This window comes from Collinsella aerofaciens (assembly GCF_040926405.1).
Classification (GTDB): Bacteria; Actinomycetota; Coriobacteriia; order Coriobacteriales; family Coriobacteriaceae; genus Collinsella.
The window spans coordinates 39387-54033 of the sequence record NZ_JBCOIG010000006.1; the positions used below are offsets into that span (position 1 = coordinate 39387).

A 14647-nucleotide genomic window follows, 5' to 3' on the forward strand; every position below is an offset into this window, starting at 1 on the left:
GTGTGGCGCATCGCCGATGAGCGCCAGGCTTGGGTCGACCTCTGCCGCCGCACGCTGCGCAGGCTCATCGAGCCTGGAGACGCTCGCCGAGCGAGAGAGCGCCGTCCAGGTCTTGCCGCACCATTTGGGGCCGTTGATCTCCACACAGCCAAACGCCCGCATAAGGGTGTCGAGGCGCTCCTCTATGAGCCGGGGCCTATATCCCTTTTGGGTCAATCTCTTTGGTGCATCCATAGACGGCCGTCCCTCTCTATCACGCGATATGCGAAATTACGCCATTCTCAATGCTGATTTTACGCTACTTTCAATGTAGTTTTTACGCCATGACAGATGTAGTTTTTACGCCATTTTCATTGAAGGTTTTACGCTTGGCATCCTTAGCGCGACCCATTCCGAGCATCACATCAGAGCGTGCTTGGTTATCTCCGCTCGCACATCTCGGCAAACGAAATCAGCTTGGCATCTCCCCTGCTCGCCGCAGCTTCCTGACATCCTTGCGTAAAGCCTCGCTTCGAGAAGATCGCATAGCTTTTGTGCTGCCGCCTAAAGAGCTCGCTTCGATGCACGAGCTTTTGCAGCACGTCTTCGCCCACCGGTTCATTGCGCCATTTGCATTCCGCAAACAGCGCAGTGCCCTCGCCATCGTCAACAATCAAGTCGATTTCTTCCTGCGTATGCGTGCGATTATCCGTCCCCCACCAGCGCCCAACGCTTGCCGGAACCACATCAAGCTGGCCCGCCCGCGCGAGTTCGTACACGTATTGTCTGCATATAATCTCAAAGACCGTACCCATATAATCCGATACGTGCGGCTCAATGCGCTCATACGCCATCTCGGCCATATCGTTTTGAATCAGCCCGATGTTCTGCGGAACAAACTTGTACCAGAACCTAAACATCTGGTCGCTCAGCAGATACACGGCTCGCTTATTGCTCGTCTCGTTTAGGGGCAGCTCGCGCTCGACAATCCCAAGCGACGCCAGCTTATCCACATAGCTCTTTACGTTGCTCGCAGGGATTCCCGTAGAGCTCGCAATCTCCGAGATCTTCGAGCGCCCCTGGGCAATTGCTTGCACGATCGCATCATATTGCTCGGGATTGCGGCACTCCTGCAATAGCAGGTTACTCGGCTCCTCAAAGAGATAGCCCGTAGGAGTAAGAAAAAGACGTTTGATGTTGTCCTTGAGCGGTGCGGCAGGATCGACTTTCTCGATATATGCAGGAATGCCACCCGCCATGCCATAGCAAACTGCAGCGTCTTCGCGACCCATGCTCTGCCACAGGCCGAGGGTCGTCATAAAATCGAGCGGCATGATCTTAAACTGGGCCGTACGCCTACCGTATAGCGGACTCTCGTAGCCCAACACCTGCTCTTCCATAAACGAAAGCGACGACCCGCACAGGATAAGCATAAGCTTGGTCTCTTTGTACAAGTGATCGATCTTGTCTTGCAGCAACGAGCTGATCTCGGGATTCGATTGGGCGAGATAAGGATACTCGTCGATCACGACAATCAAACGTTCCGTACGAGCCATGGTAGCCAATGCATCGAACGCCTCGTCAAAACTACGAAACGACACGCCAGCAACACCAACGGAGCCCGCAAGTATCGCCTGGCTAAAGCCATGCAGGTTTGCCTCTGCATTGGTGCGACGAGCTTGAAAGTAAATAGCCTTCTTGCCTTGGATAAACTCTGTGATAAGACGCGTTTTGCCCACGCGACGGCGGCCGTAAATCACAGGCATCTCAAAGGAGCCCGTGCCATACAGTCGATTGAGCTCGGACATTTCCGCCGTTCTTCCGATAAACATAGGGCCATCCTTCCTTTACGTTATAGCTAGCTATATTAAACCTTCCTATAATATAGCTAGCTATAACGTAATTCGACAAGCGGCGCACGCAAAAGGGTCGGTACACCACCGCACGTGGACCGTTCCGGAAAATGTATCCCGTTCTGGAGCCAAAAACTGGGCCGTAGTTTCCGCCAAACATGCCATCCGGAAAGCGTGTCCCGTTCTGAGCGCCAAATCCGGGACGCAGTTTCCACTCCAAACAAAGGGCCCCGGCTCGCGATGGAGCCGGGGCCAAAGGCGCAGCGTATGTAGTTGATGTTGAGCGCGAACGGCCCGTCAACAATGGCCGTCCACGCTCTACCCTACCCGCGGTGACGGGCGCGGCTGTACGGCGTATCCACCATGGGCAGATCCGGACGCAGCTTGCCGTCGAATGCGCGATAGGCGTTCTGTACGGCGGGCGCCGTGGGAATCGTTGCAATCTCACCGATGCCCTTGCCGCCGTATGCCACGGGCAACAGCTCGTCCTTCTCCACGTAGATGGCGTGGATATTCGGAATCTCGGGCGCACGGAACAGCCCGAGCGTACCGTACCTTGCCTGGGGTACGCAGTCCTTGAGCGGCCAGTCCTCGGTAAGCGCATAGCCCATACCCATGAGCACGCCGCCTTCGATCTGACCCTGGATGGAGATGGGGTTGGCCACCTTGCCGGAATCGTGCGCGGCATAGACCTCGCTCACGCGGCCGTCATCATCCAGAATGACCACATGCGTGGCAAACCCGTAGCAGATGTGGCTCTTGGGGTTGGGAACGTCGGCGCCCAGCTTGTCGGTCGGCTCCAGGTACACGTAGCCAAACTCGCATCCCTCGAGCGCCTTGATGGCAGCCGCGGGATCCTGAGGATGCATACCCTGGCCGGCGATGAGCTCCTGCGTGCGCAGCTGATAGGCGCGACCGTCGTCGTACTCAATCTTGACGCCGTCGCCATGCGCGCTCACGGGAGTATCGGGTGCGGGCTTGCCGGCCTCGATGTCAAGCATGGCATCGCGCAGCAGGAAGGCGGCACCGCGCACGGCCTCGCCGGTCACGACCGTCTGACGCGAGCCAGACGTGGTGCCGGAGTCGGGAGCGTTTTCGGTGGAGCACTCGCCATTAGCAATGCAGCTCAGCGGCAGACCGCAGGCCTCGGCAACGTCCTGCAAAAAGACCGTGTTGCAGCCCTGGCCGATGTCGGACGTGGCGGCGTAGACCACGGCGCGGCCATCCTCGACGCGAATCTTGCAGCGACCGGCATCGGGCAGGCCCACGCCCACGCCGGCGTTCTTCATGGCGCAGGCGATACCGGCGTGTCCGGGATGCGCGTAGTAGGCATCCTTGACCTCGAGCAGCGTCTCCTTAAGCGCCGTGGAGCAATCGGCAATCTGGCCGTTGGGCAAAACCTCGCCCGGCTCGATAGCGTTACGGTAGCGGATCTCCCACGGATCCAGGCCGACCTTCTCTGCCAGCAGGTCGATCAGGCTCTCGAGCGCAAACTCGGACTGGCAAACGCCAAAGCCGCGGTACGCACCGGCGGGCGGGTTGTTGGTGTAGTAGCCAAAGCCGCGAATGTCGGTGTTCTGGTACTTGTAGGGGCCGACGGCATGCGTACAGGCGCGCTCGAGCACCGGGCCGCACAGCGACGCGTAGGCGCCGGTATCAAAGTTGATCTCGCAATCCAGGCCGGTAAAGTTGCCCTCGGCGTCGCAGCCCAGTGTAAAGGTGCCGTCCATGGCGTGACGCTTGGGATGGAAAGCGAGCGACTCGGCACGCGTGAGCTTACACTTCACAGGACGCTGGAACTTATATGCGGCGAGCGCGGCCAAGTGCTGGATGGACACGTCCTCCTTGCCGCCAAAGCCGCCACCCACGAGCATGGTCTCGACGACCACGCGCTCGGGCTCGCTATCCCAGCCAAACATGTGAGCGCACTCTTTGCGCGTGTCGTAGGCGCCCTGGTCGGTCGACTGCACCTTGACGCCATTCTTGTACGGGAAGGCAACGGCGCACTCGGGCTCCAAGAAGGCATGCTCGGTAAAGGGCGTGGTAAAGCGCTGCGTCACGGTAAACGCGCTCTCTGCCAGCGCCTTGGCGGCGTCACCGCGCGTCACGTGACGGCTCTGGCACACGTTGTCCTTGAGCTCCACCGTGTTGCCAAAGGCAAAGAAGCTGTCGTGCAGGCGCGGGGCGTCGGCAGACCTGGCCTCGGCGATGTTGCGCACGGGCTCCAGCGGCTCGTAATCGATCTTTACGAGCTTCTTGGCCTTCTCGAGCGTCGCCTCGTCCTCGGCAACCACCAGCACGATGGCATCGCCCACGCAGCGGGTGATGTCGCCCTGGGCGATCATGACGTCCCAGTCCTGGATAAGGTGGCCGACCTGGTTGACCGGCACGTCCTCGGCGCGCAGGATGCCCACCACACCGGGCAGGGCCTCGGCCTTGGAGGTGTCGATGGAGAGCACACGGGCGCGCGGGTACTTGGAGCGCACGGCGCTGGCATAGGTCAGACCCGGCTGATCGAGCTCGTCGATGTCGTCGGGATACTTGCCCTCGCCGAGCACCTTCTTGCGCACGTCGATGCGGAAGGCGCGCTTGCCCACGCCGTAGTCGTCGCCGCGCTCCAAATCCTCGTCGATCTGCTTTTCGCCACGGAGCACCGCAGCTGCCAGCGAAATGCCCTCGATAATCTTTTTGTAGCCGGTGCAGCGGCAGACATTGCCACGGATGGCGTACTTGATCTGCTCCTCGGTGGGCTCGGGGTCCTCGGCGATCAGCGCTGCACCCGCCATGACCATGCCGGGGATGCAAAAACCGCACTGCACGGCGCCCACGGCGCCAAAGGCGTACACAAAGGCCTCGCGCACGTCCTCGGGCAGGCCCTCGACGGTCACGATGTTACGGCCGGCGGCAAGAGCAGTGGTCAGTACGCACGCCTTGACGGCCGCACCGTCCACATGGATGGTGCAGGTGCCGCAGGCGCCCTCGGAGCAGCCGTCCTTGGCGGAGTGAATGTGCAGGTCGTCGCGCAGATAGCGCAGCAGTGGTTTATTCTCCGTCGTCGTGTGCTCGACACCGTTAACGGTAAAAGTGAATTCCTGTGCCATGGTGATTCCCTTCTACACGCCGGCGGCGATGCCGGTGCGGTCGTGGATGGCGCCATGCGGGCAGACGACGGCGCACATGCCGCACGACAGGCAGTCCACGCCGTCGATATGGGCGCAGTTGTCCTCGATGCGGATAGCGCCGGCAGGGCACTTTTTGGCGCACATACCGCAACCGATACAGCTCGTGTCGCAGACCTTGCGCGCAATGGCACCCTTATCGGTGTTGTTGCAGCGCACCAGAATGTTCTGGTAGCCGGGGACGAAGGCAATCACGCGCTGCGGGCACGCCACGCCGCACAGGCCACAGCCCGTGCACTTGGAGCGGTCCACGCGGGCGATGCCATCGACCAGCGCAATGGCGCCGTGGGGGCAGGCCGTGACGCAGGCGCCACAGCCAATGCAGCCTTCGCTGCAGCGGGCATCGCCGCCTGCGGAGGCGCAACCGCTTCCGCAGGCAACGTAGGCCACGTTATGTTGAATGGATTTGGCCATAAGAGACTCGCCTATTTCTTAAGAAGGTACGAATAGTTGTCGCGCACAGCCCTGATGGTCAGGCGGACGGCCTCGGGAAGACCGGTGTTGACGGCATCGACCGAGACGGTGCGGACCGTGCCGGCGACGCGAACCTTAAAGTGGTCCTCGTCCACGGCCAGGAAGCCCTCGTTCTCGGAGTTCTCCATGTCCTCCTCGCTCCAGAACAGGGTGAGCTTGTCCTTGTAGGGACGACCCTCCTGGTAAGGGCAGAACACGGCGCAGTTGCCGCACTCGTTGCACATGCCGTCGACATGGACGACCTGATGCTTGGCCAGGCCCGGCACCTTAATTGCCACGTTGGCGCGGTTGGGGCACACGTCGCAGCAGACCTCGCACACCGAGCCGCAGCCCAGGCAGCGGGTCTTGGTGCAGTTGCGCTTGTCGCGGCACAGCGACCCCTTGCGCTCGTAGCAGGTGTCCTCGCGGCCGGCCTGAGCATTCTGGTCGGTGTACTTGTTAAAGTCCACGCCGGCGATGGCACGGGCGACCTCGGCGGCGTCGGCAATAGCCTCGACCACGGTAGCAGGACCGCGACGGCAGTCGCCCGCAGCCCAGACGCCCTCGACACCGGTGGAGGTGGCGGCAAGACGGCCACGACGGTCGTGCTCGACGCCCGCGGCATCATACAGGCTGGCATCGATACCCTCACCCACGGCGCAGATCACCGTGGTGGCGGGAAGCTCAACGGTCTCGCCCGTGGCAACGGGGCTGCGACGGCCGCTTGCATCCGGCTCGCCAAGCTCCATAACATCGCAGGTCAGCACGGCGCCGTTGAGTGCCTTGGGAGCCAGCAGCTCGCAGAACTCAACGCCGTCGGCAAGAGCAAGATCAAGCTCTTCCTCGTCGGCGGGCATCTGCTTCTTGGTGCGGCGATACACCAGGCGCACGTTCTTCACACCAGCCAGGCGCTTGGCCACGCGGGCAGCATCCATGGCGGTGTTGCCGGCGCCAATGACTACGACGTCCTCGCCCAGCTCGAGCTTCTCGCCCCTCTTGGCGGCCTCGAGGAACTCCAGCACGTCGAGCTCGGCGCCCTCGCCCAAGCCCGCAGAGCCGGGCATCCAGGCACCGGTGGCCACGACAACGTCGGTAAAGCCCTGGGCCTTGAGCTCGCCGATGGACTCCACGCGAGCATTAAGTTGCACCTTGGCGCCAAAGGCCAGGCAGAGCTCGGCATCGTGGGAGATGTCGTCGCTCGCAATACGGAACTCGGGGATCACGTGACGGACCACGCCGCCAAGCGAATCGCGGGCCTCGAAGATGGTGACGGGCACGCCGGCGCGCGTCAGGAAAAACGCCGTCGCCAGACCGGCAGGGCCGCCGCCGATAACGGCAACGTTGCGCTCGCTGTCGTTGGCGATGGCCTGGGCGCGCAGCTTGGGCAGCACGGCGGTCATGGCCTCGCGGGCGGCCTTGAGCTTGCTGGCGCGAATCTGGGCGCCCTCGGGCTCGTAGAACGCACGCTCGCAAGCGCGGCCGCAGGGATGCGGGCAGATGGTGCCGGTGATGAACGGCAGGGCGTTGCGCTCGATGATGATGTTGAGTGCGTTCTCGTAGCGGCCCTCGTCAACAGCCGCCAGATAGGCGGGAATGTCCTGCTGGATGGGGCAGCTCGTGCGGCACGGCGTGGTAAAGCAGTCGGAAAGCGGGCTCTTGCCGGCGACCTTGCGGTCGGGCAGCGGGCGCAGCGGCTTCTTGTAGAGCGGGTTGGTGAGCGAGTCGGTCTGGATCGCAGTCACGGCCTCGAGCGAAATGCCCTCAAACGGCTTGCCGTCCAGGTCGGTAAACTCACCGGCCATCTGGCTAAAGCGCTCGTAGCCACCGGGCTTGAGCACATCGGTCGCCAGGGTAACGGGCCAAATACCGGCGTCATACAGGGCGCGGATGTTGTAGACCGTGGCACCGCCGGAGTAGCTGATGCGCAGTTTGCCATCGAACTGCTCGGTAATGCGGCGGGCGGCCTCGATGGTCAGCGAGAACAGCGAACGGCCGGACATGTACATCTCGGTGGAGGGCAGCTCGTTTCTCGTCACGTCGACGGGGAACGTGTTGGTCAGCTTGACGCCGAACTCCAGGCCGCGCTCGGCGCACAGGGCAATCAGGCGCTCGAACATGGGCACGGCATCGGCCCACTGCAGGTCCTCGCGGAAGTGCGTGTCATCGAAGACGATGTAGTCAAAGCCCAGCTCGTTGAGGCGCTGACGTGCAAACTCATAGCCCAGCAGCGTGGGGTTGCACTTGATGTAGGTATTGAGGCCCTTCTCGGTGATGAGGTAGGTCGCGATGCGCTCGATCTCCGCCGGCGGGCAGCCGTGCAGGGTGGACTCGGTGATGGAGTTGGAGACGCGTGCCGGGATGGACTCGACAAACGCGGCGTCGACATGCTCAAACTTGTCCAGGTTGGCAAGCGCCCATGCGCGGCACTCATTCCAAACCTCGGAGCCGCTGGCGTCCTTCATGCCCTCAATGTACGCATCGACCTTGGGGCTCTTGATGCCCTCGAGGTCATAACCCACGGACATGTTGAAGACAAAACCATCCGGGCTACCCAGGCCGTACTCGCGAGCGATGAGGTGGCATGCGAACCATGCCTTCACGTACTCGGCAAAGGCCTGCGGAACCTCGAGCTCGGTCGACCACTCGCAGTTGTAGCACTCGTCCTGCGCCACAATGCAGGGCTTGTTCACACACTTGGAGAGCTCCTCGCCGTCCATAACCTGAACGGTCTTGAGCTCAAAGAAGCGGGAACCGGCCACGTAGGATGCCACGATGTTCTGGGCAAGCTGCGTGTTGGGGCCGGCGGCCGGGCCAAACGGAGTCTCGATGCGCTCGTCAAAAATGGGAAGCGCGCCCTCCTGGTTGGTCGTGACCATCTTACGCACGCCAAAGATGGCGTCCTGGGACTTGTGCTCCTCGATGATCCAGTTCATCAGCTGCGAAAACGGGATCGGCCTCATGATGTCGCTCATAATGAGCTCCTCTCTGTAACGCCCGGCGAGACCGCGCGGCGGGCGCAAATACGGTGTAGCGCTAGCACAGCGCCGGCGACCCCGCGGAGGCCGCCTATACGTGCGTCGGATGCGGCGAAACATCCGACGCGCGCGAATCTACTTGTGAATTAGTAGGTGCGATCGTTAAGCGTGCTCCAGAGCTTCTTGGACTCGGCCATGGTCCACGCGTTGATCTTGTCCTCATCAATGCCAACGAACTCGCGATCCTTGTACAGGACGCGGCCGTTGATGATGGTGGTGCGGCAGTTTTTGCCCATCATGCCAAAGAGCATGTGGCCGTCGATGTTCTCCTCGCTCAACGGCGTAAAAGGCCTGTAGTCCATAACGATGACGTCGGCGGCAGCGCCGGCCTCGAGCACACCAAGCTTGCGATCGAAGTACTTGCTCGCCATCTTGGCATTGTTCTCGAACAGCATGGTCATGGCCTCGCACCAGCCCACGTTGGGCATAGCGGCGTTGTGGCGCTGAATGATCAGGAAGACCTTGAGGCTCTCGAGCATATCGTGAGTGTAGGCGTCGGTGCCCATGCACACGGGAATGCCGCGGCGGAAGAACTCGAGCACGGGGGCACAGCCCACGGCGTTGCCCATATTGGATTCGGGGTTGTTGACGAGCCAGGTGCCGGACTCCTTGACGATGTCCATCTCGGCAGGCGTCACGTGGATGCAGTGGCCGAGCATGGTGTCGGGACCCAGCAGGTTGTGCTGCAGCAGGCGCTCGACGGGGCTGATGCCGCCGCGGTTGAGGCGGGAGTCCCACACGTCATTCATGCCCTCGCACACATGGATGTGGAAACCGGTCAGGCCGTTGTTGGCCTCGGCCATCTTGTCCATGGTCTCGTCCGAAAGCGTAAAGGTGGCGTGACCGCCAAACATGGCGGCGATCATGTGGTTGTCGTTATCGCGACGCTCCTTGGCGGCCCACTGGGCAAACTCGGCGTTCTCGGCAATGGCCTGGTCGCATTTTTCCTGACCGCGGCGGTCGGAGACCTCGTAGCACAGGCACGAACGCATGCCCAGCTCCTGAGCGGCGTCCTTAATGGTAAAGAGGCTGCCCGGAATCTCGCAGAAGCTCGCATGGTGATCGAAGATCGTGGTGACGCCGTCGCGGATGGAATCCAGAATCGTGGCATAGGCGCTGGCCTTGGTGCCGTCGAGCGTCAGGTTGTCGTCGATCTTCCACCACTGCTGCTCAAGATTCTCCAGGAAGTTGGTGGGGTTGCAGCCCTTAATGGCAAGGCCGCGGGCCAGACCCGAGTAGATGTGGGTGTGGCAGTTGATAAGTCCGGGCATGATGAGGTTGCCCTGGGCGTCGACGTACTCGGCATCCGGGTACTTGGCCTTGAGCTCGCGCTCGGGGCCCACTTCGACGATCGTATCTCCGTCAATGGCGACCGCACCGTTGGGAATGAACGGAGTCTGAGCGTTGCGGGTAAAGACGGAACCGTTAGCGACCAGAAGCATAAATGCTCCCTTCAACATCAGGGGCGGGGTTTGACACCTCTGACATGGCGGAAGTGCGAAGCGCCGGCCTACACCGGAAACGGGCCCTCTCCCGTCAACGCTTCACCAAAGGGACGAGCCCTTTGAAGTGCGGCTTGGCGCCGCATGGCGCCGGCGGACGAGGCGATGCGTCCGCCGGCGAATAGCACCGAATTGGTTACTTCTTGCTCTCGGGCAGGACCAGATTCACAGCGGCATCCTTGGCGGCATCGATGTGCTGAGCCACGACCGGCGTCTGCGGAAGGATCAGGTTGAGCACGATGGCCATGATGGCGGTGGGGGTTACGGCGTTGGAGCCGATGACGGTGGACACCCAGGTGGGCATGCCCTCGCCGGCAAGGCAACCGCTGGCCATCCAGATACCCAAGCCAAAGACAACGGAGGTGCCGACGATGGTGGTGGTGCGCTGCGTGAGGCCCTCGCGGGTGAACATGCGCACACCGTTCATGGTGATGGTGCCAAAGACGCCGACGGTCGCGCCGCCGATAACAGGCTGCGGGATGGCGGAGAGCACGGCAGAGAGCTGCGGGAACAGACCGGCGATGGCAAAGACGGCCGCGATGATCACAAAGACCCACTTGTTGACGACCTTGTTGGAGCAGATGATGCCCACGTTCTGGCCAAGGGCGCTGGTGGGAAGACCGCCCAGCAGACCGCCGACCATAGAGGTGAGGCCCTGGGACACGATAGCGCCGGAGAGCTCGCGCTCGGTGGGCATACGGTCGATGGAGCCCAGGCAGGCGGCGGAGACGTCACCGATAACTTGGATGGCAACCATGGGGAACACGACGGCGAGGGTAATGCAGACCTCGGGATCAAACTCGAGCGCGTAGGGCATGAGCTTGGGAAGAGCGAAGACCTGAGCGGTGGCGACGCTGGAGAAGTCGATCATGCCAAAGGGGATGGAGACGATCATGCCAACGATCATGCCAAAGAACACGGATCCCAGCTTGAGCGTGCCCTTGCCAAAGTTGGCGAGCGCAAAGACCACGGCGAAGGTGATAAGAGCGACGCACCAGGCCTGCGGGGTGCCCCACAGCGGCGTACCCATACCGCCGGCCATATACTTGACGGCCGTGGGATACAGCGAAACGCCGATGGAGAAGATGACCGTACCGGTCACGACGGGCGGGAACAGCCACTTGATCTTGCTGTAGGCCAGACCAAAGAGGACCGCGACGGCGCCGCCGACGATCTCGCCACCCAGCAGCGCACCAAAGCTAAAGCCCGAGGCACCCATGGCCTGCAGGGCCGGCAGGAACGCGAACGAAACGCCCATGACGATGGGCAGGCCGCCGCCGATGCGACGGAAGGGAGCGAAGGCCTGAAGGGCCGTGTCGATCGCCGAAAGAATGAGCGCGACCTGGATGATGTCGGTACTCTGCTGGCTATTAAAGCCGTAGACGCCGGCCATGATGACCGCCGGGGTAATGATGCCGGCAAACGATGCCAGTACGTGCTGAAGGGCACACGGGATCATTTCCTTAACGGGAGGCATGCCTTCGCGAGTGAACAGGGCTTCAGTACCGTTCGTAACCGTCTCCTGGGTCATTTGACCACCAATCCTCGAAGTAGTTGTTTTCGCATCTGACGCTCTATTGTGACGCAGTGCGGGGTTGAGGTTGTGCCTTCATTGCATATCGTATTAAAGATGATTCTCATTCTCAATAATAATTTTTTGTTATCAGACTATTCTTCAGCTGAAATTACGCATTTCCGCAGGTCAGGAAAGTGTCTGGTCAAAATAACATCTAACATTTCTTTTGGTCAACCGTTTACCGCTAAATTCCTACCGTTCGTCTGCATTACGCAATGTACCTGCGGATATACGAGATGATGGGCAGCGTGTTACCATGATAAAAAATTGTTATGAACACTTCGATAGAACCCAAAGGAGTTGCCCGTGAACGAGACCGTACGTCGCTTTTTGCCGATGGTCGATTTCCTGGAGCAGGTACTCGGTAAGAACAGCGAAATCGTCCTGCACGATTTCTCGGATCCCGACCACGCCATCGTCGATATCCGCAACGGTATCGTGAGCGGCCGCAAGGTCGGCGGTCCCGCCACCGATCTGGCGCTCAAGATCATGCACGACGCCAAGTATCGCGACCTGCCGTTTATTACGGGCTACGAGGGCCGCGGTGCCGGTGGCAAGACATTGGAGTCAGCGACGTACTTTATCCGCGAGAATGACGAGATCGTCGGCATGCTCTGCGTCAACACCGACCTCTCGACCGTGCGCTCCATCAACGCCATGGCACAGCAGCTCATGGCGTGCTTCGACGCGGCGCCGACGCGCACGGAGCCCGCCTCTATCGAGGTCGAAAGCCTTTCGGAGTCCACACAGGAGCTCATCGACCGCAGCATTGCCGAGCTGCTGAGCGCTCGCGGGCTGGATGTGACGTCGCTTGGTCAAAGCGACCGCGTGGACGTCATTCGCCACCTCAACGGCAACGGGGTGTTCATGCTCAAGGGCGCCGTGGCCTGCGCCGCCACCGCGTTGGGCATCTCGGAGCCCAGCGTCTACCGCTACCTGCAAAAAGTTCGCAAGGAGGGCTAACGAGCAAAATGGAGCGCGGCTCCACAAGCGATTCGTCACTTAACAAAAGACTCTGCAGCTCGCACGCGCTGCAGGGTCTTTTTGCATGTCATGTTTAGTTGTTGCCAACACCTTAGAGGGCGGCGACGACCTCGATCTCGACCAGACCGCCAGCCGGAAGGGCGGCAACCTGGAAGGCGCTGCGCGCGGGAAACGGGGCCTCGAACTTGGAGGCGTAGATCTCGTTCACGGCGGCGAAGTCGGCGATGTCGGCCAGGTAGACCGTGGTCTTGACGACATCGGCAAAGGTGGCGCCGGCAGCGGTCAGCAGGGCCTCGACATTGGCGAGGGACTGCTTGGCCTGGGCCTCGACGCCCTCGGGCATCTTGCCGGTCGCGGGGTCGATGCCCAGCTGGCCGGACAGGAACACCATGTTGCCGGCCTGGATACCGGGGGAATACGGGCCGATGGCGGCCGGTGCGTTATCGGAAGACACGACGGTCTTGCTCATGTTTTTCTCCTTACGATCAGATAGAGAGCGTGAGCGCGGCGTTCGCACCGGGAGGCACAATTCGGTCTGAACACCGCGCTTGATTGGGATAGTACTCAAGGTTTCCGTGCGATGCAAGAATATTATCAGCTTGCGAGAATATTTTATCGCCCAACGGTTTCTCCGAACCGCTGAACGGTTCTCATGTGGAGCAGCCAGTCCAAGCTGCTGAAGACTTTGTCCTGCTTAGGCTGCGGGCGTCGCCCACCGCAGCGACGCCACTATACTTTTGAATATCTGAGCATTTTGAAAGGCAGGATATGACCGCAACCGCCAGCCGAACCACCAACCGCAGGCCCGAGCTTTTGGCCCCCGCCGGAGGGCCCGAGCCTTTTGCCGCCGCACTCGCCGCCGGGGCAGACGCCATCTACTGCGGCATGGGCAGCTTTAACGCCCGCCGCAAGGCCACCAACTTTACCGACGAGGCCTTTGAGCAAGCCTGCCGCGCCGCGCATCTAGCCGGGTCGCGCGTCTACGTCACGGTCAACATCGTCATCAAGCAGTCCGAGATGGGCGATGCACTGCAGCTCATCCATCGCTGCTCCACGCTGGGCGCCGACGCCTTTATCATCCAGGACTGGGGCCTGTTCTTTGAAGTCAAGCGCACCATGCCCGGCATCGAGACGCATATCTCGACCCAGGCGAACATCCACGACGACCGCGGAACTATCTGGTGCCGCGAGCAGGGCGCCGACCGCGTGACTCTCTCGCGCGAGCTCTCCATCGACGAGATCGCCGCCATTCACAACGCCGCGCCCGATGTGGACCTCGAGGTCTTTAGCCACGGCGCCATCTGCTTTTGCTACTCGGGTCTGTGCCTGCTGTCGAGCTTTGCCATGGCGGGCCGCTCGGCCAACCGCGGTATGTGCGCTCAGCCCTGTCGCCTGCCTTACGAGCTGATCGACGAGAACGGCCGCTCGCTCTCCCCTGCCGGTCGCGAGCGCGCGCTGTGCCCGCGCGACACCAACACTTCGCAGCTTGTTCGCCGTCTGTATGACGCCGGCGCCGCATCGCTCAAGCTCGAGGGCCGCATGAAGGCGCCCGATTACGTGTACTCCATCGTCGATGTGTACCGTCACGAAATTGACGATATGCTGGCCGGAGCCACCGTGGCCAAGGACGAGGAGGCCGCCCGCCAGCGCCAGCTCAAGCGTTGCTTTAACCGCGACTTTACGCACGCCTATCAGGACGGCACCTCGGGCGACGAGATGATGAGTTACGAGCGATCCAACAACCGCGGCCAGATCGTAGGCACGGTGCTGGGCAGCCGTCTGGCCAACCGCGATGTGCGCGGGCTCAAACCCGACGACCGCCGTCGCCGCGCTGCCATCGCCCGCATTGAGCTGTTTGAGCCCGTGGGCAAGGGCGACCTGCTGGAGCTTCGCCACGATAACGAATTTGACCAGTTCCTGACCACCATTGCCGCTGATGATGCCGCCGCCGGCGACATCATCGAATGCCGCGTGCCCCGCAGCATGCCCGAGGGCTGCCGCGTGCGCGTGATTCGAAGCCAGCGCGCCATTGACGCTGCCGGCGCTGCGCTCAAACGCGATGTGCTGCGCCGCCGCTCTGTAGACG

9 protein-coding genes are annotated in these 14647 nt (G+C 61.5%); 2 read left to right on the forward strand and 7 right to left on the reverse strand.

All coding sequences use genetic code 11. The annotated features are described in order from the left end of the window. Nucleotides 1-419: 419 nt before the first annotated feature. From AB5758_RS03720 to AB5758_RS03745, 6 genes are all read right to left on the reverse strand, one after another. On the reverse strand, nt 420-1811 hold the full coding sequence (locus AB5758_RS03720; protein WP_368155379.1) for an ATP-binding protein: 1392 nt from the start codon (nt 1809-1811) through the stop codon (nt 420-422). A gap of 344 nt (nt 1812-2155) precedes the next feature. Beyond that, a complete protein-coding gene (gene xdh / locus AB5758_RS03725) occupies nt 2156-4933 on the reverse strand; it encodes a selenium-dependent xanthine dehydrogenase (RefSeq protein ID WP_368141254.1) in 2778 nt (925 codons plus the stop codon). Nucleotides 4934-4945: 12 nt separating this feature from the next. Then, nucleotides 4946-5425: a 4Fe-4S binding protein gene (locus AB5758_RS03730; RefSeq protein WP_195247110.1), complete on the reverse strand. Its 480-nt coding sequence runs from the start codon at nt 5423-5425 to the stop codon at nt 4946-4948. An 11-nt stretch (nt 5426-5436) separates the two neighbouring features. Then, nucleotides 5437-8436 carry a putative selenate reductase subunit YgfK gene (ygfK, locus tag AB5758_RS03735; RefSeq protein WP_368141255.1) on the reverse strand — a complete coding sequence of 1000 codons (3000 nt, stop codon included), beginning with the start codon at nt 8434-8436 and terminating at the stop codon, nt 5437-5439. Between the two features lie 149 nt (nt 8437-8585). Next, nucleotides 8586-9941: a putative aminohydrolase SsnA gene (gene ssnA, locus AB5758_RS03740; RefSeq protein ID WP_368141256.1), complete on the reverse strand. Its 1356-nt coding sequence runs from the start codon at nt 9939-9941 to the stop codon at nt 8586-8588. A gap of 196 nt (nt 9942-10137) precedes the next feature. Then, complete coding sequence (locus AB5758_RS03745; RefSeq protein WP_117745829.1) at nt 10138-11532, reverse strand: uracil-xanthine permease family protein; 1395 nt, start codon at nt 11530-11532, stop codon at nt 10138-10140. A gap of 351 nt (nt 11533-11883) precedes the next feature. Between AB5758_RS03745 and AB5758_RS03750 the strand changes: the two genes are divergently transcribed. After that, nucleotides 11884-12540, forward strand: a complete 657-nt coding sequence (locus tag AB5758_RS03750) for a helix-turn-helix transcriptional regulator (protein WP_225093822.1) — start codon at nt 11884-11886, stop codon at nt 12538-12540. Between the two features lie 112 nt (nt 12541-12652). On the opposite strand, the gene AB5758_RS03755 is transcribed toward AB5758_RS03750, so the two are convergent. Beyond that, nucleotides 12653-13030 (reverse strand): RidA family protein, encoded by a 378-nt coding sequence (locus AB5758_RS03755; protein ID WP_055285184.1) that lies wholly within the window; start codon nt 13028-13030, stop codon nt 12653-12655. Nucleotides 13031-13329: 299 nt separating this feature from the next. On the opposite strand from AB5758_RS03755, the gene AB5758_RS03760 reads away from it, so the two are divergent. After that, nucleotides 13330-14647 (forward strand): peptidase U32 family protein (locus AB5758_RS03760; RefSeq protein ID WP_368155381.1); only part of this gene is annotated, 1318 nt, incomplete at its 3' end.